Origin of the sequence: Alteromonas sp. AMM-1, assembly GCF_047290655.1 — a bacterium.
In the GTDB taxonomy this organism is placed as follows: domain Bacteria; phylum Pseudomonadota; class Gammaproteobacteria; order Enterobacterales; family Alteromonadaceae; genus Alteromonas; species Alteromonas mangrovi.
On sequence record NZ_JBLBUE010000008.1, the window covers coordinates 12,753 to 36,258 of the forward strand.

18 protein-coding genes are annotated in these 23,506 nt (G+C 49.1%); 3 read left to right on the forward strand and 15 right to left on the reverse strand.

Annotation, left to right across the window (positions count from 1 at the left end; all coding sequences use genetic code 11):
- Positions 1-11: 11 nt before the first annotated feature.
- Positions 12-1,436, forward strand: a complete 1,425-nt coding sequence (locus ACLR2L_RS03140) for a diguanylate cyclase domain-containing protein (RefSeq protein WP_413365610.1) — start codon at positions 12-14, stop codon at positions 1,434-1,436.
- Here the strand turns inward: ACLR2L_RS03140 and ACLR2L_RS03145 are convergent, their stop codons facing one another.
- Genes ACLR2L_RS03145 through ACLR2L_RS03155 form a run of 3 tightly spaced genes read right to left on the reverse strand, consistent with a single transcriptional unit; the run spans position 1,437 to position 4,183 of the window.
- Complete coding sequence (locus tag ACLR2L_RS03145) at positions 1,437-2,330, reverse strand: DMT family transporter (protein ID WP_413365612.1); 894 nt, start codon at positions 2,328-2,330, stop codon at positions 1,437-1,439.
- On the reverse strand, positions 2,327-2,788 hold the full coding sequence (locus tag ACLR2L_RS03150) for a methylated-DNA--[protein]-cysteine S-methyltransferase (RefSeq protein ID WP_413365614.1): 462 nt from the start codon (positions 2,786-2,788) through the stop codon (positions 2,327-2,329). The genes ACLR2L_RS03145 and ACLR2L_RS03150 overlap by 4 nt, the downstream gene beginning before the upstream one ends.
- On the reverse strand, positions 2,789-4,183 hold the full coding sequence (locus ACLR2L_RS03155; protein WP_413365616.1) for a DNA-3-methyladenine glycosylase 2 family protein: 1,395 nt from the start codon (positions 4,181-4,183) through the stop codon (positions 2,789-2,791). It abuts the gene before it with no gap.
- Positions 4,184-4,383: 200 nt separating this feature from the next.
- Here ACLR2L_RS03155 and ACLR2L_RS03160 point away from each other — a divergent pair, with 200 nt between their 5' ends.
- A complete protein-coding gene (locus tag ACLR2L_RS03160) occupies positions 4,384-5,559 on the forward strand; it encodes a serine hydrolase domain-containing protein (RefSeq protein ID WP_413365618.1) in 1,176 nt (391 codons plus the stop codon).
- Positions 5,560-5,595: 36 nt separating this feature from the next.
- On the opposite strand, the gene speA is transcribed toward ACLR2L_RS03160, so the two are convergent.
- On the reverse strand, positions 5,596-7,521 hold the full coding sequence (gene speA / locus ACLR2L_RS03165) for a biosynthetic arginine decarboxylase (protein ID WP_140957739.1): 1,926 nt from the start codon (positions 7,519-7,521) through the stop codon (positions 5,596-5,598).
- A 264-nt stretch (positions 7,522-7,785) separates the two neighbouring features.
- Between speA and ACLR2L_RS03170 the strand changes: the two genes are divergently transcribed.
- Positions 7,786-8,172: a DUF3224 domain-containing protein gene (locus ACLR2L_RS03170; protein ID WP_140957741.1), complete on the forward strand. Its 387-nt coding sequence runs from the start codon at positions 7,786-7,788 to the stop codon at positions 8,170-8,172.
- 98 nt (positions 8,173-8,270) lie between these two features.
- Here ACLR2L_RS03170 and ACLR2L_RS03175 read toward each other — a convergent pair whose 3' ends face one another.
- From ACLR2L_RS03175 to ACLR2L_RS03225, 11 genes are all read right to left on the reverse strand, one after another.
- The gene (locus ACLR2L_RS03175; RefSeq protein WP_370298031.1) at positions 8,271-9,644 is read right to left on the reverse strand and encodes an NAD(P)(+) transhydrogenase (Re/Si-specific) subunit beta; all 1,374 of its coding nucleotides are present in this window, start codon (positions 9,642-9,644) and stop codon (positions 8,271-8,273) included.
- A 27-nt stretch (positions 9,645-9,671) separates the two neighbouring features.
- Complete coding sequence (locus ACLR2L_RS03180; RefSeq protein ID WP_413365621.1) at positions 9,672-9,956, reverse strand: NAD(P) transhydrogenase subunit alpha; 285 nt, start codon at positions 9,954-9,956, stop codon at positions 9,672-9,674.
- 3 nt (positions 9,957-9,959) lie between these two features.
- Complete coding sequence (locus tag ACLR2L_RS03185) at positions 9,960-11,117, reverse strand: NAD(P) transhydrogenase subunit alpha (RefSeq protein ID WP_413365623.1); 1,158 nt, start codon at positions 11,115-11,117, stop codon at positions 9,960-9,962.
- Between the two features lie 583 nt (positions 11,118-11,700).
- Positions 11,701-14,550, reverse strand: coding sequence for a M16 family metallopeptidase (locus ACLR2L_RS03190; protein ID WP_413365625.1), 2,850 nt, complete (start codon positions 14,548-14,550; stop codon positions 11,701-11,703).
- A 215-nt stretch (positions 14,551-14,765) separates the two neighbouring features.
- Positions 14,766-16,412, reverse strand: coding sequence for a chaperonin GroEL (gene groL, locus ACLR2L_RS03195; RefSeq protein ID WP_140957750.1), 1,647 nt, complete (start codon positions 16,410-16,412; stop codon positions 14,766-14,768).
- A gap of 33 nt (positions 16,413-16,445) precedes the next feature.
- Entirely contained in the window at positions 16,446-16,736 is a 291-nt protein-coding gene (locus tag ACLR2L_RS03200) for a co-chaperone GroES (RefSeq protein WP_140957752.1), read from the reverse strand.
- A 247-nt stretch (positions 16,737-16,983) separates the two neighbouring features.
- Positions 16,984-18,138 carry a pectinesterase family protein gene (locus ACLR2L_RS03205; RefSeq protein WP_413365628.1) on the reverse strand — a complete coding sequence of 385 codons (1,155 nt, stop codon included), beginning with the start codon at positions 18,136-18,138 and terminating at the stop codon, positions 16,984-16,986.
- 1 nt (position 18,139) lies between these two features.
- Positions 18,140-19,564 (reverse strand): glycoside hydrolase family 28 protein, encoded by a 1,425-nt coding sequence (locus ACLR2L_RS03210; protein ID WP_413365687.1) that lies wholly within the window; start codon positions 19,562-19,564, stop codon positions 18,140-18,142.
- 2 nt (positions 19,565-19,566) lie between these two features.
- Positions 19,567-20,565 carry an alpha/beta hydrolase fold domain-containing protein gene (locus ACLR2L_RS03215; protein WP_413365630.1) on the reverse strand — a complete coding sequence of 333 codons (999 nt, stop codon included), beginning with the start codon at positions 20,563-20,565 and terminating at the stop codon, positions 19,567-19,569.
- A 13-nt stretch (positions 20,566-20,578) separates the two neighbouring features.
- Positions 20,579-22,267 (reverse strand): glycoside hydrolase 43 family protein, encoded by a 1,689-nt coding sequence (locus ACLR2L_RS03220; protein WP_413365632.1) that lies wholly within the window; start codon positions 22,265-22,267, stop codon positions 20,579-20,581.
- A gap of 3 nt (positions 22,268-22,270) precedes the next feature.
- Complete coding sequence (locus ACLR2L_RS03225) at positions 22,271-23,431, reverse strand: glycoside hydrolase family 88/105 protein (protein ID WP_413365634.1); 1,161 nt, start codon at positions 23,429-23,431, stop codon at positions 22,271-22,273.
- Positions 23,432-23,506: the final 75 nt, after the last annotated feature.

The window sequence follows — 23,506 nt, forward strand, 5'->3', positions numbered from 1 at the left end:
ATTAAAAGCCAGTGAACGCATTCAGGACATTACATCGAAGCATTTTGCTGTTGTTCGCCGTGGTTGTCATCGCGATTGTCACGCTGGTACATTTCAGCATCTCAAAAATCGTTGCCGAGCAAAGTCGGGCGCAGCAACAATCATTATCACCCGCGATCTCGCTCATCGTTACACAAATCCTCAAGCCGTTGCACGTATCGGAAGCGCTCGGAAAATCCCGCGAGCTGGTTACCTTAATGGAAAAAAGCCAGTTGGACGAAGCTGAGATTTTCTCAGCGCTGGACAGAATGGAACAAGAATTTGGTCTGACCTTTTTTATTGCCTCAGAAGAAGCAAGAGTCCAGTACAACTCCGATGGAACCAAGCTTGACCTGATTGAAGGTGAAGTATCCTGGTACTTTAAATACCGGGACTACGAAGCCGATGCCATAGCAGACATAGGCAAATGGGAAGATACGCATTTCTACATCGATATTAAAATTTACGATGATTCAGGCAAATTTTTAGGCTTTTTTGGTGTTGGCAAAAGCCTGAAAAGTTTCGTATCCGTGTTTGACACCTACAAACGCCAGTACGGTTATGACTTCCTGTTTGTAGACGGGCAAGGCGACATCATGCTGTCTTCGGATGCCTCGTTAATTGCAGCAAACGCCGATTTTACCAACCTGACTGAATTACCCTGGTACGCAAGCCTGCCCGATAAAGTTATCGCCGAAAACGCCCTGAACAACCAACTAATTACCATTAACGGTAACGACCACCTGATTGCCGAAGTTGCCCTACCACAGTTCGGTTGGACGGTGTATTTACTCAGCCCCCTGGATGCACGTCAGGCTGAAATATCCCAGGGATTCATCTTCAGTGTGGTTACACTGCTGGTTATCATTTTTGCACTATTCTTACTCATTTATAACCTGCTGTATTATTTCCGTAGGGACATGCAGCCAGAGCTAATCATTCGCAATACACACAGGTTGCCAGACAGAACGCAAATTGAAGAGTCGTACAGTGAGCTAACCAACAAACACTCATCTTTGAGTATTATCTTGGTAGACATTGATGATTTTATGAAAATTAATGATCAGTATGGCCGCAATGCTGGCGATGATGTACTCGATAAAGTCTCTGGCTTTATTGCCAGCCATCTGCGGGACAAAGACATTCTGGGACGCTGGAGCAGCGAGGAATTCATTATACTGCTACCTGATATGGGCCCGCATGAAGCGCATGACCTTGCGCAAACATTGCGCCATGGCATTGCTATTTTGCCACCGCCTGCGGAATTTGCCGACATGCAATTAACCGCGAGTTTTGGGGTGTCATTTACCGCCACCAAACGCTCTATGCATGAAGTAACTGCACACGCCGAAGATGCGCTTTATCAGGCGCGACGCGACGGCCGTAATTTAGTACGGGTTCAGCTTATCGACGCATAGTCAGCGCTGTGACTTTGCCATTGCCCAGCGGTAACCCCGTTGGGCAACACCTGATGTCAGGCTTATTCCCAGCAATATCAATCCCCCACCAGAAAAATCAAGTACGCTGAGTCGCTCGCCCAGGAATAAAAGTCCCCAAACAATTCCGAACAGTGGCACCAGATAACCCACCATAATAGCTCTGGCTGGACCTGCCGTAGCGATGATATAAAAATACAGAAGATAGGCTATACCAGTCCCCCCTAACGCCAACGCCAGGGCATTCGCCCAGGCCAACCCAGAAGGCATAACAGAAGGAAAGTCCAGTAATAACAATGGAAAGAGCAAAAGCGATGCCCAGGCCTGACTGCCGCCGGCAATCACTACGGGTTTTACACCTGACAGTGCTTTTTTAAGCAAACATGCTCCTATCCCATAACAGCAAGTCGCCCCCAGCACGGCCAGAATAGGCACAACGCTCAAATTGGCCCCCACGGCCTTTTCAAAGCTGATCAGCACTACACCTACAAAGCCCAAAGCCAGGCCAACAACACCGGCGCGGGTCATTCGGTCATTGAGCCACAACATGGCGATTAATGCCCCGAACATAGGCGCAGTTGCATTGAGTATAGCCAGCACGCCCGACTGCAAGTGCAAACTCGCGTAGTTAAACAAAACAAAGGGTACACCCGTGTTGATGAGCCCTAACACCGCCATCGGCCGCCAGTAGGTTACTAACATGACTCTAGCGGCCTGACCTAACAGAAAAGGCATAAAAACCAATGTGGCGAGCAACGTACGCAGCTCCACCAGCGTAAAGATACCGAATTCCGGCGCAGCCACTCGCATAAACATAAAAGATGCACCCCAGATAGCGCCAAGTAGTAAAAGTGCTGCTAACGCCCGGTTACTCATCGGTATGCAATCCCTTCCAGTTCCAGCAATGCCTGCTTGCGCGACAACCCACCGGCGTATCCAGTTAAGGTGCCATTTTTACCAATAACACGATGGCAGGGCACAATAATACTCACGGGATTCCTGCCATTGGCCATACCGACTGCCCGGGATGCGGTAGGCTTGCCAAGCGCACTGGCAATTTGCCCATAATGTTGTGAGTGTCCAAAAGGTATTTTGCACAGTTGCTGCCATACGCGTTGCTGAAACGATGTTCCCTGAGCATCTACCGGTACCGTAAAAGTGGTTAGCGACCCGGCAAAATACGCATTGAGCTCCTGATAGCACCGATGAGTGATCGGCGATGGTTTGTCATCTTCGGTCTGGCGCTCAACAAATTTAACGGCTGACACACCTTGTTCACTTGCCTGGATCAGAATGGGCCCCAGCGGGCTGGATATATATTGAGTATATTGCATTTATTGTTCGCTCTTAGCCTGTTGTACCGATGCCAGTAACCAGAGTTGAATAGTGAGGTAACTGCGCCAGGGCGCAGCCAACTCTGTGCCTAAGCCCATCCCTTCTGCCTGCCGCCTGGCAATGAGATCACCAGACAGAAACTGATCAGGCTCACTGTCGCCTCGCAATTTTATATATTGCAATGTCCACAGGCCTACCCCGCGAATAGCCAGAATTTGCTCGTCACTAGGAATAGCATCCCCGTATGAATTGTTAAGACTTGCAAAGTCCCGAAGCGCCTGTTTTCGGGCCCCTGGCATCCTGAGCATGGCCAGGTCGCTCGCGGCTAATGCTTCAGGCGAAGGAAAATACACCTGCCCTTCCTGATTATCACCCAACGCAGCCACCAGCGTATTCAATTGCGTAATTGCCGCTTTAATGCTCACCTGCTGCCCAATAATAGCCCGGCAACCGGCTTCATACACACTCCAGGCACCAGGCAAGCGCAATCCGGGTGTCAGCTGATCTGCCGGCAAACCTGTTGCAATAAGTGATTGCGATATAACGGCAGGATTTGTATCCATATCCAGCACTCTTCGCAGTGTAGTGATTGCAGGCTGTATCTGCGCAGGGTTTGAGATAGTCAATTGAATGTCGAACCCACCTTTACTTTCATTAAAGTAAGCACTTACACTCAATACACCGTATTTATCCTTGCAATGACGTTGATAGCCACCTAAATCAACGTACTCAACTCCCTGTACCGCGCGCAACGCCAGAAAAGCACGAACTTGCGGCCAGTTGTATGGCATATGTACCGGTAAAAACAACGATAGTTTGTTTGTTGGTTGCGAGTGCTGTGCGCCGCGAAGCTGACTGGGACTTAATTTACACCATCGTTGTAAGGTGTCCTGTAACCGCCTTGCCGACTGAAAACCACAAGCAATGGCAACATCAGTTACCGGTAGTGATGTTTGCTGAAGCAATCGTTTTGCCTGCAACAACCGGCTATGCAACTGATATCGTTTAGGCGGCATGCCCACCGCTTTATGGGTAAGCTGATTCAAATACCGTTCAGACACACCCAGTCTCTCTGCAATTTGCGTAACAGGCGCAGCTAAATCACTGGAAAGCAATTGCAGGGCGCGCTTTGCTGTGGTCTCTACGCCCTGCCAGGCACACGAGCCAGGAGCGCTGTCAGGCCGACAACGCAGGCACGGGCGAAACCCTTGTTCCAGCGCCTGTTGCGCAAAGTGAAAATACCGTACATTATGCTCAGCCGGCAGGCGTGCAGGACAAACTGGTCGACAAAATATTCCGGTTGATAACACGGCAACATAAAATTGCCCATCGAACCGACGATCCCTCGACAATCGGGCACTGGCATATTGTTGTTGCTGGATTTCAGAGATCATTGTGTTGCCGTGTTGTATTTACCTGAGGGTATATTAGCGGCTTTTTTTCGTTGAGACGCGATGAAATCGGTAGTCACTTAATACTCACTGTAAACGATATTCGCCACACGAGTTGATCAGTTTATGTCGCCGCCGCATAATATGGACGTTTTTGTCAGAATAACAAGCATGTACGTGCGCTACTAACTCCGGAGTGTTGTTTGCCTTTTCGTTTATCACGTTACGTGAACTGGTTATTTGCACTGTTGTCGGCTATCAGTTTACTTCACTCGCAGCGCATTCTGGCCGATGACCAGTGGTTTGCCGATTATGCGGAACATGTAGAGCAAGAAGCCAATAAATACAACGTACCCGGCTACGCCATGGTGTTCTATCAACAGGGCAAAGCACCGGTCATTGTGGTTTACGGTAAAACCCATGCCAATGGCGATGCGGTCACCCCTGACACTGTATTTCGTTTAGCCTCGGTATCCAAAACCTTTACTGCTGTACTTATGGCAAAAATGGTGAGGCAACACCAGTTGGAATGGAACACGCCGGTGGTATCGCTCAGCACGACCTTGCAATCCCAAGGTACCATGAACCCCAATTTAACCCTGGGCCACATTGTCGGGCAGTCGAGTGGTTATATGCCCAACGCTTACGACAACCTGATTGAAGCCAATTACCCGTTAAAGCGCGTATTAGGTCAACTGGCAGGTTTGAAACCATTATGTGAACCAGGCGAATGCTACACGTATCAAAATGCCTTGTTTGGGGTGATTGAAGAATACTTTACGAGCAATAATACCTCTTATCATCGGCAGCTTCGCGAGCAGTTGCTGTATCCATTGGGGATGGAAACCGCCAGTGCAGGTAAAGGCGGTTTATTGGCCTCTGAAGAGTGGGCCAGGCCTCATATTGCGATTGCCAGAAACCGTTGGCGCGAAGGGCAGGTAGAAAGTAATTATTACCGATTTAGTCCAGCGGCAGGGGTAAATGCCAGCATTAAGGACATGACACGCTGGCTACAAGCCATGCTGGTAGAATTCCCAACCGTGGTACCTGAGGATGTCATTGCCGATGTCACCACACCCAGAGTAAAGACCTCACGGGAAGTCTATCGCCGGGGTTGGCGCGATAACTTAACCGATGCACACTATGGCTTTGGCTGGCGGATTTATGATTACGCAGGAGAAACATTGAATTATCACGGCGGGTGGGTAAAGGGATACCGGGCTGATGTATCGTTTTCTCCCAAGTACCGCGCTGGCTATGTGATGTTAATGAACGCGGAATCTAACCTCATTAACACCACTACCGCAGATTTCTGGCGAACCTACTTTCAGGAAGCCAAACGCAAGCAACAAGCTCCGGCCAGCACTGCAAATGAATGAGGGAGCATCAGCGTAGTTTGCTCCCCCAGTAAATACTTACTTCGTTTTTAAATAAGTATATCCGCTTAAACAATCCTCGTAGAAATCAGTCCAGCGTACACCTTCACGTGGTTTGATATTCCCCATGGAAACCTGCTTATCGATGAGACGTTTGACATCGGAAGCCATCGCGCGCGGGTTGTACTGCATGATCGACAGCACATCTTCAACAGACGAGCCTTTGACAATTTCTTCAATGTAAAAATCTTCCGGATCGTCATCGTAGCTGAAAATATGCACTTCGTGCAGTCGACCAAACAGATTATGCATGTCGCCCATTACGTCCTGATAGGCCCCGGTTAAAAACAACCCAATGTAATAAGGCTCGTCTTTTTTCAGCTTGTGCAGAGGTAAAATATCAGTGATTTCACGACCAATGGTAAATTGATCAATTTTGCCGTCACTGTCGCAGGTAATATCTACCAGTGAACAGTTCACCTCAGGTCGCTCGTTCATGCGGGTAATGGGCACAACAGGAAGCAATTGGTCGATTGCCCAGGTGTCAGCCGCTGATTGAAATATCGAGAAGTTACACAGATACTGCGCAGACAAGCTGTAATCAAGCTCCTGAAGCTCTTCTGGCACATAATCAGCGTCGGCGTAATACGCCTGCAAACGCGTAATGATTTGCCAGTACAGCGTTTCGATTTTTGCCAGCTCTTCCAGCGACAACACACGCAATTTAAACGCGTCCAATGCCTGCTCTTTGTATTGTGATATGTCGTTATACACTTCCTGCATACTGGTGAGTTCTTCGAACGACTCGGCCAATTCACGCATATTCGTAACGAAAATATGCTCGCCTTCGCTTTCACTGGTGTCTACCTCAGAACTGTTGGAGCGAATTTCGCCCACAATTTGAGAGATCACACAGCTGTGGTGTGCGGTGATTGCCCGCCCACTTTCGCTCACCAGATTAGGATGCGGCACACCTTCAAGATCACACACTTCCTTCATGCCATACACTACGTCAGACACGTATTCCTGCATGGTGTAATTACGCGACGATTCGCTGGTGGACGCGGTGCCATCGTAATCGATACCCAAACCACCACCTACATCAACATAATCCAGCGGAAAGCCCATTTTATGCAATTCTGCATAAATACGCGCGCCTTCGGAAATGGCGTCTTTTACCGAACGAATATCAGTAAGCTGACTGCCAATGTGGAAATGCAACAGTTTCAGACAGTGCGCCATGCCTTCTTCTTTCAGGTAGCGCGCTGTATTGATAATTTCGGAAATAGTTAAACCAAACTTGGCCCGTTCACCACCCGAACTTTCCCATTTACCGCGGCCTTTCACGGTCATTTTAGCCCGCACACCAATGATAGGTTCGATTTCCAGTTCTTTGGCAATGCGTACTAAAAGCAGTAATTCTGAATATTTCTCTACCACCACGACCATACGACGACCGAGCTTTCGGCCTAACAGCGCCAGACGCATGAATTCTTCGTCTTTGTAGCCATTCAGTACGGTGAGTGAATTTTCATTGCTGTTCATCGCCAGCGCGGTAATTAGCTCGGCTTTTGATCCTGCTTCAAGGCCGTAGTTGAAAGGTTCGCCGGCATCAACGATTTCTTCAACCACTTCACGCATCTGGTTTACTTTTACCGGATATACACCATTGTACTCGCCGTTATATTCGGCTTCGGCAATAGTATTTCGGAAAGTCGTATTCAGATTGGCAACCTGAGAACGCAATACATCGTGGAAGCGAATAACAACAGGCAGCTGCACGCCTTCTTCCAGAATTTCATCAATAACGGCTTTGAAATCGATGAGTACAGACGGGTCCGAAGGATTCGGCACCACATGCACATTACCATTTTCACCAATCTTAAAATAACCGCCGCCCCAGCGGGATACGCCGTAGATGCGCTCAGCTTCTTCGATCGACCATTCTGACGAGAGTCCAACCATGATGTACCTTTTGATATATCCGCTGCCCACATCCAGGAAATGCGCGCAGAATGTTACTTAAAATAAGCCGCGTATTATAACGACCTTTGATGTCAGCGCTATGACTATTTAACCAACTTTATTGCATAAACAATTATTCAGTGGGGTTCGCAAAATTAATAGCGATGCGCGGCTAATCAGATCACAAACCGTAGCATGAATTTTGCGCAAAGTCCTTTATACTGGACAGACTAATTTTTAGTTTGTTCAATTTGGAATGAGGTAATAACTATGCATCACATACAGGGCGAATTCTCCGTTGAACTCTCTCCGCAAGCTGACGAAATAAACACTGGCCGTATGCTATTGAATAAAACCTACAAAGGCGCGCTTTGCGGTACAAGTGAAGGTCAGATGCTTAGTGTCCGAACCGACACGCCCGGCTCGGCGGGGTATGTAGCCATTGAACAGTTTAGCGGCACACTCGATGGCAAGGCCGGTTCATTTGCTCTGCAACATAGCGGTACCATGAATCGCGGCGAAGCTTCACTCACGGTATCGGTGATCCCCGATAGTGCCAGTGGTGACTTAACCGGCTTGAGCGGCAATATGCAAATCACCATAGAAAACGGCGCGCATTACTACGATTTCAACTATGTATTTACCCTGTAGGCTGGCAACCCATCACCAGTAAAAACAAAAAAGCAAAATGTATTCAACACTTTGCTTTTTACATTTACTGCATCAATCCGGGCCGGTTGGCCTGCAGATTATTCGTCGCCGAACTCGCGAATAATGCTGTTAATGGTGTCTTTCGCATCACCCAATACCATGCGGGTGTTGTCTTTAAAGAACAGTGGGTTATCTACACCCGCAAATCCAGCGTTGGCGGAGCGTTTCAACACAAATACGGTTTTCGCGCGATACACCTCGATAACCGGCATACCGTATATTGGGCTGCCTTTCATCTCTTTTGCTGCCGGGTTAACTACGTCGTTCGCACCGATAACGATAACCACATCGTAGTTTTCCATGCGCGGGTTAACATCATCCATTTCACACAGTTGATCGTACGGCACGTCGGCCTCGGCCAGTAACACGTTCATATGGCCAGGCATACGACCCGCAACCGGGTGAATCGCATACTCAACGGTGCAATTATTTTCTTCAAGCAACGACTGCAGTTCACGAACTGCGTGCTGCGCCTGGGCAACAGCCATACCGTAACCCGGCACAACCAACACGGATTGCGCGGCTTCAAGCACGTAGAACGCATCCTGAGCGGCCATGATTTTCACTTCGCCTTCAATCACTGCACCCATCTCAACTGGCTTGGAGAAGCCCGACAGCAATACATTCATTAAAGAACGGTTCATGGCTTTACACATGATGTTAGTCAGGATCAGGCCAGACGCCCCCACCAGCAAGCCGGTTACAATCAGAATGGTGTTAGCAACAGCCAGACCCGCCGCACAGGCCGCAACACCTGAATAGGAGTTCAGTAGCGCAATAACAACAGGCATGTCTGCGCCACCAATTGATATGGTAGCCCACACACCAAAGCTAAGCGCCAGACCAATTGCCAGATACAGCCATAGTGCATTCGACGGGTCGGTTGCAAACAAGTAACCCACGGCAACAAAGCCAATGATATGCAGGATACTTAGCTCACGCAGGCCGGTAAAAATGAACGCCTTGGACGACATTTTGCCCGACAGTTTGCCCCAGGCAATCACTGAGCCCGAGAACGTAACACCACCAATCAGGATAGTCAGGAAAATCGTTACGAATACCAGCTCATCGGTTGTGGCCATAGAGAGTTGGTTCATACCGGTTACGGTTGCCCAGCCCAGCAGCAGTGATGCCAAACCACCAAAACCGTTGAATAGCGATACCATTTCTGGCATTTGTGTCATTTCAACTTTCTTGGCTTTCCACGCACCGTATGCACCACCCAGCACAAAGCCCAGCAGGATCCAGTGATAACTGATGATCTGTTGATCTATCAGAGTAACTACCACAGCGATAAACATACCAATGGCAGAGACAAAGTTTCCGCGGCGGGCGGTACCCGGATGACTTAACAGTTTCAACCCCAGAATGAACAGGGTAGTTGCCACTATGTAGGCAAGATTGATGATCATTGCATTATTACTCACAGCATAATCTCCTTACTTGCCTTGCTTTTTCTTGAACATGCCCAACATGCGGTCGGTTACCATGTAACCGCCTACCACGTTGATGCTTGCCAGTGCTACCGCAGCAGTGCCCAAAATAGTGGTGAGTGTGTCGTTTTCAGCACCCGAAGCCACTAACGCACCTACCAGGGTGATCCCGGAAATGGCGTTTGAACCCGACATCAATGGCGTGTGCAGCGTAGCTGGCACTTTGCGAATCAGTTCAAAGCCTAAAAAGGCGGCCAGCAGTACAATAAAAATCAGGTAAATGGTTTCCATGACTTACTGCCCCCCGTAAGCATTTTTCAGCATGTTATTGATTACGGCGCCACCGTGCGTGATCACACTTTGCGCCAGAATTTCATCTTCCAGATTGAGTTCAAATTGCTTGGTTTCAGCATTAAAGAATTCATCAATCAGGTTAAACAGGTTATTGGCGTACATGTCGGTAGCGTCTTTGGCAACCTGCTGGCTCCAGTTACCGGTACCAATTACCGTTACCCCTTCTACCTGCACGGTTTTACCCGCTACTGAGCCCTCAACGTTACCGCCAGACTGCGCAGCCATATCCACTACCACACTGCCGGGCTTCATAAGCGCCAGCGTATCTTTGCGGATGAGTACCGGAGGTTTGCGACCAAACAACTGTGCCGTTGTGATCACGATATCGGAATCGGCAATAGCGTCGCGTTGTGCGTCCTGCTGCTTGGCTTTTTGCTCGTCAGTGAGTTCTTTGGCGTAGCCGTCTTTGGTTTGACCGGTTTCACCAATGTCGATTTTCAGGAACTTACCGCCTAACGATTCTACCTGTTCGGCCACTACCGGACGGGTATCGTATGCCAGTACGTTCGCACCCATACGTTTCGCAGTAGCAATAGCCTGAAGGCCCGCTACACCTGCACCAATAATGAATACTTTGGCAGGCTTAATCGTGCCTGACGGGGTCATCATCATAGGCAAAATGCTGGGAAGACTGTTGGCAGCCTGAAGCATCATCACATAGCCCGCCAAGCTGGCCTGTGAACTCAGGGCATCCATCTTCTGTGCGCGCGATGAACGAGGGATCATTTCAACAGACAGGGTTGAAACCTGCTTCGCGGCAAGTTGTTCAACCAGCGACTGTTGGAAGAAAGGATCAATATGACCAATCACCAGCGTGTTTTCGCTGAGTTTGGCCAAATGGGCATCTGATGGACGATTCACATACAGCACAATATCTGCGCTGGCTAATGCTTCGGTGCCATCTTCAATTATGGTTGCGCCTTGTTCTGTATAGGCTGCGTTGGTGTAGCCTGAACGCGCACCGGCGTCAGATTCAATCACCACGTTTAGCCCCATACGGCTAAGACGCATTACGGTGTTTGGCGTTACCGCACACCGGCGCTCTGCTACATCTGTATCTACAGCGTGCTTTGCTTCGTTTAGTACTAAGAGTTGCAAGGGTGTTCTCCTCTCCTCCGGGCAAAAAGGTCCCTGGCCAGGCGTAAAGGTACGTCGACCAAGTCAGTATGTATTTGCTGCCACAAGATGCTTAATCCATTAACTACAAAATTGTAAAGCGACCTTACTATAAAGCTCACTTATGAATAACAATTATGTAATCTTCCCGTTCTTGTGGTTTTTATTGGAAAGGACTACGGCTGACGCCAATAATGCATAAATCAAAGCCAAAATGAAAGCAAAAAATAGAAGGTCGGGCCTTATATTTCATTTATGGAATGCATTTTACTTATAATTAATATTTATATGATGTAGGAAGATGATTGTTGCGTTAAAACCGCAAACATAGCTATGAGGCTGACGAGCAGCGCAGTATAGGTTAAACAAGGAAAGTTGAAAGCAGAATTTGAAGGACCGCTTCAGTTACTAACATAGCAATTCAAATATGGAACGTTAATAACAACTTAGTACTACTTTATTGCTATCTTTGTCGTAGGTGTAAAGTGTCATGAAAAAAAAGCACCGCATTGTGCGGCGCTTCATTTAGCATGTCTCAACCCAGTGTTCAGGCAATGAGTACTTACTATTCCTGCGGATTCAGCAACACAGGTTCACCAAATCCCAGTTCAGCCAGTCGTGGCATTTGCGTGTCTGCATCACCGGCCACCAGCCAAATCATGCCATTTGGATTGGCATACTGTTTAGCCAGCTTTTCTATTTCAGGCTGGGTGATTGCCTGAACTACGTTTTGACGCTGCCGCGCATAGTCGGGTTGCCATCCGTACCGACTAATATTATCCAGCATGGATAGCTTGGCGCCTGCCGTTTCAAACTGGCGCGCCGCGCTCTTCGTAAAATAGCTCTTGGTATTCTCCAGGTCCTGCTCCGTGAACGTGGCAGCGTATTCGCCCAGTATGGCTTTTACCAGCGCCAAGGATTCGTACGTTACATTGGTACGCACCCCCGAAGAAATAGTAAATGGCCCAGGGATATCGGTGCCGCTGAAGCCAGACCGCACACCGTAGGTGTAGCCTTTGCCTTCACGCAGGGTTTGCATCAATCGCGACGCAAAACCGCCACCGCCCAACTTATAGTTCATTAAGGTTGCAGGATAAAAATCGCTGTCGGTTTCGGCCAGTGCAACGTAACCGATGCGCAGCTCAGATTGCTTGGCTCCAGGCACATCGTAAAAATACACTTTCGCTGCTCTCGGACGTTCCGGTGTGTCAATGGATGGCTGCACTACCGGTTTCGCTGGCCATGATTGATTTAACGACGCAAGCGAGGCTTTAACCGTATCGGCATCCACCGCACCAACCACCAGGAAATTGGCAACCGATGGCGAGAGAGTTTGTGCATAGTATTGCTTTACATCTTCCAGCGTAATGGCACTGACAGACGCTTCGCTACCCAGCGGATTGTTCGACAGAATATGATTAGAGCCATACAGCAGTTTAAAATAGGCATTATCGGCAATGCTGCCGGGGTCGGCACTTTGCTGTGCAATGGTGCTGAGCACATCCTGCTTTGCAAGCTGAAACTCTTTTTCGTCCCAGCGCGGCGACAACAGCATTTCCTTTAGCAAGGCGATAGTTTCTTCGTAATGCCGGGCTAGCGTAGTGCCAGCAAACGTTATTGACTGACGCCCGCTTGCCACTGATATTTCAGCGCCAAGTAACTCAATGGCTTTTTCCAGCTCTTCAGGTGTGCGGGTTGCCGTACCTTTTTGCAATAACATAGCCAGTAAGTTCGACACGCCCACCTTGTTAGCCTGCTCTGACAACAAGCCACCCTTAAATGTAAGCTCAAAGTCCACAATGGGCAGTTCATTACTTTGAATGCCGAACAAGCCTAAGCCATTGGTTAATTCTGATTGCCACACATCAGGCACCGCAGGCACAGGTAACGCGCCATAAGGCGGCTCTGCACTTCTATCAAACTTAGTTGGCGTTTTTACATATCCGGAATCTTCGGCCACATCAAAAGACTCGCCGCGCCCTTCTGCCACAATTTTTTCTTCTGCTACCTCAGCCAGCGTAGAGCCGGCGATGATAAGATCAGTCTGGCCTTTGGGCACAAAACTAGTGGCAATAAAAGGTTTGCTTTTGATGTACTGATGGTACACGCGCTCGATATCCTGTGGCGTTACCTGTAAATATTGCTGAAGTTCCTTATTGATGTAGCCAGGGTCGTTAGCAAAAATATTGTACTGCGCCAGTTGAAAGGCCTTACCCAGCACACTGGATAAATTGGCGTAAAACTCTGTTTCTATGCCTGCCTTTATACGCTGAAGGTCTTCTTCTTGGATCCCTTCGCGTTCAAAGCGCGCAAAGGCTTCCTGCACTCCATCGTACACATTATTGAGATCCGTTCCGGGATAGGCACGGGTAATAAGCATGATCTCGCCTGCCAACTCGGAATTATTGTTGTATAAAGTAACGTCAGACGCCAGTTGCTTGTCTTCTACGATAACCCGGTTCAGCGGCGCCGTTTTACCTTCAGATAGCAAAGCCATCAGAATATCCAGTGCATAGGCATCGTTGTGATACAAATCCACCCCCGGCCACACCATACGTAGCTCGGGCAGTTGCGCAAAATTGTCTTCGTAATAACGCTTCACCGTTGCCGATAATGCGGCAGGTCTGTCTGCTAATGGCGTGATGTCTTCGCCGCGGGGGATTTCATCAAAGTACTTATGCACCCAGGCTTTAGCTTGCTCCGCATCAAAATCGCCGGCGATCACCAGTGTGGCATTGTTTGGCACGTACCACTTGTTATAGAAATCCTTTACGTCCTGCAGCGTGGCATTTTGCAGATCTTCCAGCGAGCCAATTACCTGCCAGTTGTAAGGGTGATCAGCGGGGTAGAGGTTTTTACCTACCACGTAATTTGCATGGCCATAGGGGCGGTTGTCTGTGCCCTGGCGTTTCTCATTCTTCACAACCTGCTTTTCTTTGGCCAGCACGTCTTCAGTGACGGTATTAATGAAAAAGCCCAGTTTATCGGCTTCCGCCCAAATCATTTTTTCCAATGCGTCATTGGGCACGGTTTGAAAGTAGTTGGTGCGGTCGCGACTGGTTGAGCCATTTGCGCCTGAGCCCCCAATGCGAGAGCTCATTTCATCCAGCCCACCTTTACCTAAATTCTCAGACTCCAAAAAGAGCAAATGCTCAAATAGGTGTGCAAAACCAGTACGCCCTTCCAACTCTCTGGCCGATCCCACATGAAAGGTAAGCGCCACAGCAATAACAGGATCAGAATCGTCCTGATGAAAAACCACTTCCAGACCATTATCGAGCACGAATTTTTCGTACTTCACTTCAAAAGCCGCAGGCTCCGGTAACGCCACCGCGTCATCAGCGGGCTGTTGAGAGCAGGCAGTAAGCACTGTTGCGCTTAGGGCAACAAGTAACGGTGTGATTCGCTTTGGCACGTTCATAATGATGTAGGATAAGTGTGTGTTGAGTAATGGACACTCACTATAGCAATGAGTGATCAGTAAGCCTAGCCTGCCAAGGCGAGACACAGATAAAGCGCGACATGAAAGTGAATTGACGGGTTGGCAGCGATAGTTTAGTTATTTTACGCAGCAATAAAAAAGGCACTCCGAAGAGTGCCTTTCTGAAAAGCGTTTAGCTTATGGGTGGCTTACATCATGCCGCCCATACCGCCCATTCCGCCCATACCGCCCATGCCGCCCATATCTGGCGCGTCATCTTTTGGCAGTTCAGCAACCATTGCTTCTGTCGTGATCATCAGAGATGCGATAGAAGAAGCAAATTGCAGAGCAGAACGCGTTACTTTAGTTGGGTCAAGGATACCCATTTCCAGCATGTCGCCGTAGGTGTCGTTGCCCGCGTTGTAACCGAAGTTACCAGAACCGTTTTTCACTGCATTTACAACTACAGACGCTTCTGCACCTGAGTTGATAGAGATTTGACGCAGTGGCGCTTCCATAGCACGCAGTGCCAGCTTGATACCGTGAGTCTGATCTTCGTTGTCACCGGTCAGGTCAACCAGTTTAGCAGCCGCACGTACCAGTGCTACACCACCACCAGGTACCACACCTTCTTCAACCGCAGCGCGAGTTGCATGCAGTGCATCTTCTACGCGGTCTTTCTTCTCTTTCATTTCAACTTCAGTTGCTGCGCCAACTTTGATTACTGCTACACCGCCAGACAGTTTAGCCAGACGCTCTTGCAGTTTTTCTTTGTCGTAGTCTGATGTTGAATCAGCGATTTGTGCGCGAATTTGCTCACAACGTGCCACGATAGACGCTTCTTCACCCGCTCCGTCAACTACAGTTGTGTTGTCTTTGCTGATCACTACGCGCTTCGCAGTACCTAAGTCTTCTAACTGAACTTTATCCAGTTCCAGACCAATTTCTTCAGAAATTACTGTACCGCCAGTCAGAACAGCGATGTCCTGCAGCATGGCTTTACGACGGTCACCAAAACCTGGTGCTTTAACCGCAGCCACTTTAACGATACCGCGCATGTTGTTTACTACCAGCGTAGCCAGCGCTTCGCCTTCTACGTCTTCAGCAATGATCAGCAATGGCTTGCCGCCTTTTGCTACTGCTTCCAGAGTAGGCAGTAATTCACGGATGTTAGAGATTTTCTTGTCTGCCAACAGGATGAATGGGTTGTCTAATTCAACCGCACCGCTTTCCTGGTTGTTGATGAAGTAAGGAGACAGGTAACCGCGGTCAAACTGCATACCTTCAACAACTTCCAGTTCGTTTTGCAGCGCTTGGCCTTCTTCAACAGTAATAACGCCTTCTTTACCTACTTTTTCCATTGCTTCTGCAATGATGCCGCCCACTTCTGAGTCAGAGTTTGCAGAAATAGTACCTACCTGTGCAATTGACTTGCTGTCGGCACATTCAGTAGACAGGGCTTTCAGTTCTTCAACCGCTGCTAATACCGCTTTGTCGATACCGCGCTTCAGGTCCATTGGGTTCATACCCGCAGCAACTGATTTCAGGCCTTCAGTAACGATGGCTTGTGCAAGTACAGTTGCAGTAGTAGTACCGTCACCCGCTTCATCGTTTGCTTTAGACGCGACTTCTTTAACCATCTGTGCGCCCATGTTCTCGAACTTGTCGTCCAGCTCGATTTCTTTCGCTACAGATACACCATCTTTAGTGATGGTAGGTGCGCCAAATGACTTATCCAGGATTACGTTACGGCCTTTTGGACCTAAGGTAACCTTAACTGCGTTTGCCAGGATGTTTACGCCTCTCAGCATTTTTGTGCGGGCGTCATCACCAAAACGTACTTCTTTAGCTGCCATTTCAAATTCCTCTCAATTCGGTTAAACGGTTTATTACTCTACGATCGCCAGAATGTCGTTCTCGCTCATGATGAGCACTTCTTCGCCATCCAGCTTCTCGGTTTTTACGCCGTAACCGTCGTTGAAAATAACGGTGTCGCCGACTTTTACGTCTAGTGCTTTCACTTCGCCATTCTCCAGAATGCGACCGTTACCCACGGCGATGATCTTACCGCGAGTCGATTTTTCTGCCGCAGAACCGGTCAATACGATACCGCCAGCAGATTTGCTTTCTTGCTCTGCGCGCTTGACGATAACGCGATCGTGTAAAGGACGAATTGCCATTTTCAAATCTCCTGAATAATCTAACTATTCAATTTTTGTGATTAGCCGACGTACACATTTGTCATACGCCGTTTGCCTAGTTTGACCCAGATGGGCCGTAAAATTGTTACTGCGTGGTTAAATGGGGGAGTACCCAGACAAGATCAAGGGGTTTATTAAAAAAAATTTGAATTTTTTTTGGTGAATGTGAGCAATATATGGAGTACCTGCCACCGGAGCCTGAATACCTTAGCTCCGGCAGCACGATTTATTGAATGAGCTGGCGATGCGCCGCCCTGGACAATGTAGTGGGTGTCCAGTGATTCAACACCGCATCTGGGGTGTAATGAGAGAGTTCAGCATCGGATAGCTGGGGTCTGTCGGCGTTGTTATACGCACCCGGCCCATAACTGCCGTATTCACTGAAACGGGCATCGTTCAGTGGCATAAACTGCTTTCGCGTACCGTCTTTAGCGGTTCCCCCCATACTGCTCCACCCTACCTGAGCAATGTGGCTGTCCATAAAGGTATTAATAAAGGTGCTTTTACCAATGGCGTTTGGATTGGCATATCTGCCATCTGCAAATGTGGTGGTGGGGTGCCAGGGTCTGCCAAGCGGTACGCTGTTATTGGGCACACCAATCTCGCGCAGTAACCTGCAATTTAAAAAGGTAAAGCCGTAGTCTTGCTCAATTAACGTGCTGGGCGCAGTCACATAACCGGTGAATGTCATCGGATGCGCTCTGGGGCGAGAGATCACATCCGTATAGTCAAACAACACATTTCCCGCACCAAAAATAAAATCCACATGCCCGAATATTTCGCTATCGGCAATGTAAGTTCGGCCTGACTCGGCGTACAGCGTATCCTGATAACCCATTAGCGCAACGCGTTGCAATACGGTGCGGTCCGCTTGTTCTGCAATCTTTAATGCCACGGCCTGAGTGCCACGGATTTTGTTTGGATGCCCTTTCGGTAACTTGTCATCAGCAGGGTAATCGTAGGTGTTCTCGATGGTTAAATCGAACAGGCTGACGTCGGGCGCCAATACTTCTACCACGGCGGTGCGAAACGTACCCCATGTTTCTTCCGATCCAGAGGTACTGCCGGGCGTCACCGGCTCGCCAGCATAACGGGTATAAGCAATCGTGGTTTCACGTTTTCCGCTACCCACCAGCCTTATACCGGATTTATTTATGATCACCCGTTCCTCAAAGACACCCGGGCCAATAAAAATGGTCCAGCTCTGTCCGTTTGGTGCAGCATCTACGGCAGCTTGTACTGAGGTATAAGTACCGTCACCCGGTGTAGCGAATACTCTGGCATCAATACGCTCATTCAGCGTTTGAGGCTGCGAGCCACAGCCACCAGCAAGCAGCACCAGTAGCGCTAGCAGCCCGGCGATTCGTCCCTGAATAAGCATATTAGATCACCGTGGCCTTGCCGTTAATCACGATATTTTCCTGCGTGATCCCGGCCACATTCTCTATTACAGAGTCTTTTTCGGCTTTTTCGATGGTAATATTTTTCAGCGAAACGCCCGTGATGGGCGTATGAGGATAACCGCGCATCACAAAAGCGCGCTTAGCTTCTACCACATGCAAGCTTTCAATTGAGATCGCTTCAAGCGTAGGCATAAACTGCCCAACATTACCCTCTTCGTAATAGAAGTTGATCACAATGGCGTCTTTTACTTTACCAATGCGCAAGTGACGGTAATTCAGATTTTGTAAATGCCCGCCGCGAATGGAATTGGTTTTAATGCGGATCCCGCGGTCCAGGTCCGGGCTACTCATTTCACAATGCTGAGCATACAAATTTTTCACCCCGCCGGAAATTTCACTGCCGATCACCACACCGCCGTGCCCCGCTTTCATTTTGCAGGCATTAATAAGGATGTTTTCGCACGGCGCTGCCACTCTGCGACCATCCGCATTGCGGCCCGATTTAATGGCAATACAGTCATCACCGGTATCAAACACACAGTTTTCAATTAGCACGTCTTTACAGCTTTCCGGGTCACAGCCGTCAGAGTTAGGTCCATGGCTCTCGCAATGCACGCCGGTAACCGTTACGTTTTCACACAACACCGGATTAACCAGCCAGAATGGCGAATTTTTAACCGTAACGCCTTCAATGAGTACGTTTTTGCATTTATAGGGCTGAATAAACGGTGGGCGCAGGTAGTTCTCCTCGAATACGCGCTCGGCTACCGGCACCTGATCTTCCGCCATTTGACGCAACACATCGCGAGTAAATTTTTGGTTTTCTACCGGATGATCACCCCAACCAGCTTCTTTCCAACTGCCTTTCCAGGGCCACCAGTGGTTAGGGCTACCGCCGCCTTCCAGGGTGCCTTTTCCGGTGATCGCTACATTGGTTTGCTCATAGGCATAAATCAGTGGGGAATAGCCCATTAATTCAGTGCCTTCCCAACGCGTGAATACATAGGGTTTATAGAGTTCGGGGTCGGTTAAAAAGTGCAGTGTTGCCCCTTCTTCGATGTGTAAATTGATATTAGACTTTAAATGCACAGGGCCGGTATGGAATTCCCCTTTAGGCACTACCACGCGCCCACCACCTTGCTGAGCAATCGCATCGATAGCGGCATGAATGGCGGCACTGGCGTTCTCACCGCTACCCGCTTTGGCACCGAACTCGGTAATAACGGCACTACGTGATGGGAAACTCGGTGGCACAATGCGCGCCCGGATCGCGTTGGCCTGCTCATTCCAGGCAAAATCACTGTTTGCAGAAGCACTGCCGGTACAACCTGACATTGTTAGCGCACCCATGGCGGCTGAGCCCGTACCCATTAATTTTAATAAAGACCGACGGTTCATCGACATTGTCACTGGGGTACTCCTTGCGTTGCAACACGCTGTAAAAAGGTATGAATAGTGTCAGTTGTCTGACTCAAATAAGGTTCAAACAACCAAAATGTGTGAATAGTAGGCGGCAGCGCAACAAATTCGTAATGGATGCCGTATTGATTGAGTGCTTGCCCCACTGCCTCATGTCCGGCAGTGAAGCGGATTTGACCGCTGCTGATCACCAGCGTTGGCGGTGCAGCCTTGTTTACGTGCGTAGCAGCAGACGCTTCTTTCCAGCGTGCCGGGTTTGCCTCGTAGTCAGCGCCCAGCCACATCGCCGCCGCTGAGGTTGCTTTGCGTTTGTTCTCAAATTTCAGGGCAAGTGGTGTGGTAAAATCCAGCACACCATCAAGATCAATCACAGCGTTAACGCTGGTGTCACTGTGACTGTCCGATTTGTGGCTGTCAGATTTGTATAAAGAGGTATGCGCGGTATACCCGGCTAACGCGGCCATTTGCCCACCGGAAGAGCCGCCGCCGATAGCGACTTTCTGAGGGTGTATCATCAGCGCTTCGCTGTTCGACTTTACCCACAAAATTGCATCTGTAATATCCTGCATACCGGCTGGATATTGCGCTTCTATCGACAATCGATATTCGGGGGTAAATACGGTATACCCAAGTTGAGCCAGCTTATTGGCCAACGGATAGAAATTGGATTTGTTACCTGCGCGCCAACCGCCGCCATGGATAAATATTATGGCCTGGCCGTTGTGATTTTCGGCCGACGGAAAGAAAGTATCTATATGTAAATCACGACTACCAAGTGACTTGTAGGGCCGTTCAAACTCAACGGTCTGCCCCTCGCGAAATTGCAGTGCTGGCCACTGTAATTCAGGATGTTCGGCTTTGTAACGCGCGAAACGCTCTCCGGGCGTGTAGCCATCATCAACCTGATAGACGCTGTCCTGTGCCAGCGCTGGCAGCCACAGTGTCGCTATCAGGGTTAATGCAAGGGAGATTAGCTGTCGTTTCAACGTGATACTCCGTTTACTCTCTGTTCATCGGAATGAAATTTACGTAATCCACATCCACGAAACCGGCAGGGTGCGCATTAGGCAGCTCCGGCTCTGTATCTAGCGGATTGGTTACCGCAAAGATCCCGGTTTTAGCACCTACCCAACGACCACGCCGAGCAATAAATTGTTCTCCCACTGCCGTAAACGGTTCAGCGTCGTTATAGCGATAACCAAACACGGCGGTGGCATCTGACGCCAAAATATAGCGCAATTCAACGGTGGTATGGGTTAACGGACCATAGTCGTGCACGTTCTCGTCACAACCGGTGCGGGCATTGCGACATTGCACATATACCAGATGAGGCTGACCATGGATTGCTTTAATCCCAACCCAGGCGTAGTCCTCGCCAAACAGTAACAGCCCGGCTTCCAGAGAAGCGGTTTGTGCTGGCACGGTCATTTTCATTCGTACCTGATATTGTTGAGCGGGCAACTTTTGCAGCAATAAATTAGGTGTCATCCACAAATTGTTGCCGGTTTCAGGCACTTTAGGCATGGCTTGCAGGCGAATCTGTGATTCAGTTTCCCAGCTGTACCAGTTCTCTCCCGGATTCGCGTTCCACTGCCATTGTAAGCCAAATTGCTTGTTGTTAAATTCCTCACTGGTGGGCTGAGCAGTTATTTTTACACTATTTAAACTTTTAGGCTTTTTATAGCGATACACCGGTTCACCAATGCTGTCGTTATCGCTATCCTGACCAATAATAGGCCAGTCGTTCTGCCACACAACAGGCTGTAAGTGCACAATCCTGCCGTAAGCTTTGCGAGACTGGAAATGAATAAACCAGTCTTCATTGTGAGCAGTATGCACCCAGGCACCCTGGTGAGGACCATTGATTAGGGTGTTGCCCTGGTCCATTACGATTTTGCTTTCATAGGGCCCGGCAATATTTTTTGCACGAAATACCGACTGCCAGCCCGTTTCAACCCCACCTGCGGGCGCAAAGATATAGTAATACCCATTGCGCTTGTAAAACTTGGGGCCTTCCAGCGTGCGGTAACCCGGTAATGCATGTCCATCCACAACATGAGTGTAGTCGTCTGACACCCAACTGGTGTCATTCGCCATGCTGCGTAAACTCAGTACATTATTAAAGCCGGCGCGGCTTTTGGCCCAACCATGTAGTAGCCAGGCCTGGCCATCGTCGTCCCACAGCGGAGTAGGATCAATTAATCCTTTACCCGGTAAAATGAGACGAGGTTCACTCCATTTGCCTGCGGGATCTTCAGCGGTAACCACGTAAATGCCGAAATCCGGGTCGGGGTAGAAGATCCAGAATTGATTGTCGTGAAACCGAATATTGGGTGCCCACACGCCATTGCCATGTTGTGGACGGGCATAATGTTCTGCCGGCACCTGAATGGGCAACGCGTAGTTAATCAACGTCCAGTTTACTAAATCCGTGGAATGCAGAATTGGCAGGCCGGGCACTGCATTAAAGCTGGATGCAGTCATGTAGTAGTTGTTATTTACGGCTACCACATCCGGATCGGAATAGTCGATATGCAAAATAGGGTTGCGGTAAGTCCCGTCGCCATTATCCGACTGATGCAGTAAAGGCGCACCGGTAATGGGAGGTGACTGCGGTGGATGAGCGCCACCGCAGCCACAAAGGCCGGTTAACAAAATACCCAAGCCCCAAAACTTAACCGCTGACATGAACTACTTACCCAGTTCAACGGCTGCCAGAATGAACGGGCCCACCCCTTTTGGATCATTCGGGCGAATTGGCTCACTCATGTAGTACTCAAAACTTCCATCGCGGTAAGGGTTACCGCCAAGCCCAGCAACTTCACATACCTTCTCAAGCGTAATAACATTGGTTTGCGGATCAACTGAAATCATCTGATCTACCAAGCCAGCAAAGCCTTTCTCAGCATGCTTTTTAAAGTCAGCAGGTAACACGCCCAAATTAACGCCTTTCGCCATGGCATAGGTCAACATAGCCGAACCAGACGCTTCCAGATAGTTACCTTTGCGGTCGCCCAGGTCTGTTACCTGATACCAGGTACCGGTTGAATGTTGGTATTTCACAACCTGCGTCATCAGATTTTCAAAGCGCGAGGCCAACCAGGCACGTTTAGACAGATGAGGCGGCACGATATCCAGCACATCAGCCATTGCCATGGCATACCAGCCCAGTGCGCGAGACCAGTGGTGAGGCGACAAACCGGTAGCGTTGTCTGCCCATTTTTGCTCGCGTGATTCATCCCAGCCATGACGCGGCAGGCCAGTTTTAGCATCATAAAGGTGCTTTTCAATCAGTTCGAATTGCAGAAAAACGTCGTCCAGTTGCTCCGTTTTTCCACTGCGCATAATGTATTCGGCATAGAAAGGCGCGCCCATGTACAGGCCATCCAACCACATCTGGTAGGGATAGCGTTGCTTATGCCAGAATCCGCCTTCGCTGGTGCGTGGATGCTCGTCAAACTGTTCACGCAGCTTGTCAGCCGCCAGCATGTATTTCTTATCACCGGTTTGATCGTACAGGAAGAACAGTACCTTGCCTGCGTTGATCATATCGATATTAAACTTCTCTTTTTTATAAGTGGCGATATTGCCCTTATCGTCAATCAGTGTGTCGTAGTACCCTTTCAGGTAATCAAAGTAACGCTGATCGCCGGTTTGCTCATACACACGGGAAAAGGCAAGCAGGTTTAAACCATGAACATAATCCCAGGTTGGCTTTTCATCCCAGTCCATCATCCAGGCTTGTGGAAAGCGAACCATTTCAGATTCCACCATACGTTGCGACCAGGCCTTAGTATTATCCAGTGGCTCTGCCTGAACCATGCTGCTGCCCACTGCCATTCCTAGTGACATAAGGACAACCTTGATTAGCTTGTTAGCCATTATCTACCCCTGTGTTAACAAAATTGAAACGCTTATTGCTACCGG

Bases quoted from the DNA above. Each gene is read 5' to 3' on its own strand.
- speA (WP_140957739.1), bottom strand. From the start codon at position 7,521: ATGGTTGGACTCTCGTCAGAATGGTCGATCGAAGAAGCTGAGCGCATC.
- ACLR2L_RS03150 (WP_413365614.1), bottom strand. From the start codon at position 2,788: ATGCAATATACTCAATATATATCCAGCCCGCTGGGGCCCATTCTGATC.
- ACLR2L_RS03175 (WP_370298031.1), bottom strand. From the start codon at position 9,644: ATGATCATCAATCTTGCCTACATAGTGGCAACTACCCTGTTCATTCTG.
- ACLR2L_RS03210 (WP_413365687.1), bottom strand. From the start codon at position 19,564: ATGTCGATGAACCGTCGGTCTTTATTAAAATTAATGGGTACGGGCTCA.
- ACLR2L_RS03180 (WP_413365621.1), bottom strand. From the start codon at position 9,956: ATGGAAACCATTTACCTGATTTTTATTGTACTGCTGGCCGCCTTTTTA.
- ACLR2L_RS03205 (WP_413365628.1), bottom strand. From the start codon at position 18,138: ATGCTTATTCAGGGACGAATCGCCGGGCTGCTAGCGCTACTGGTGCTG.
- groL (WP_140957750.1), bottom strand. From the start codon at position 16,412: ATGGCAGCTAAAGAAGTACGTTTTGGTGATGACGCCCGCACAAAAATG.
- ACLR2L_RS03155 (WP_413365616.1), bottom strand. From the start codon at position 4,183: ATGATCTCTGAAATCCAGCAACAACAATATGCCAGTGCCCGATTGTCG.
- ACLR2L_RS03200 (WP_140957752.1), bottom strand. From the start codon at position 16,736: ATGGCAATTCGTCCTTTACACGATCGCGTTATCGTCAAGCGCGCAGAG.
- ACLR2L_RS03145 (WP_413365612.1), bottom strand. From the start codon at position 2,330: ATGAGTAACCGGGCGTTAGCAGCACTTTTACTACTTGGCGCTATCTGG.
- ACLR2L_RS03220 (WP_413365632.1), bottom strand. From the start codon at position 22,267: ATGTCAGCGGTTAAGTTTTGGGGCTTGGGTATTTTGTTAACCGGCCTT.
- ACLR2L_RS03225 (WP_413365634.1), bottom strand. From the start codon at position 23,431: ATGTCACTAGGAATGGCAGTGGGCAGCAGCATGGTTCAGGCAGAGCCA.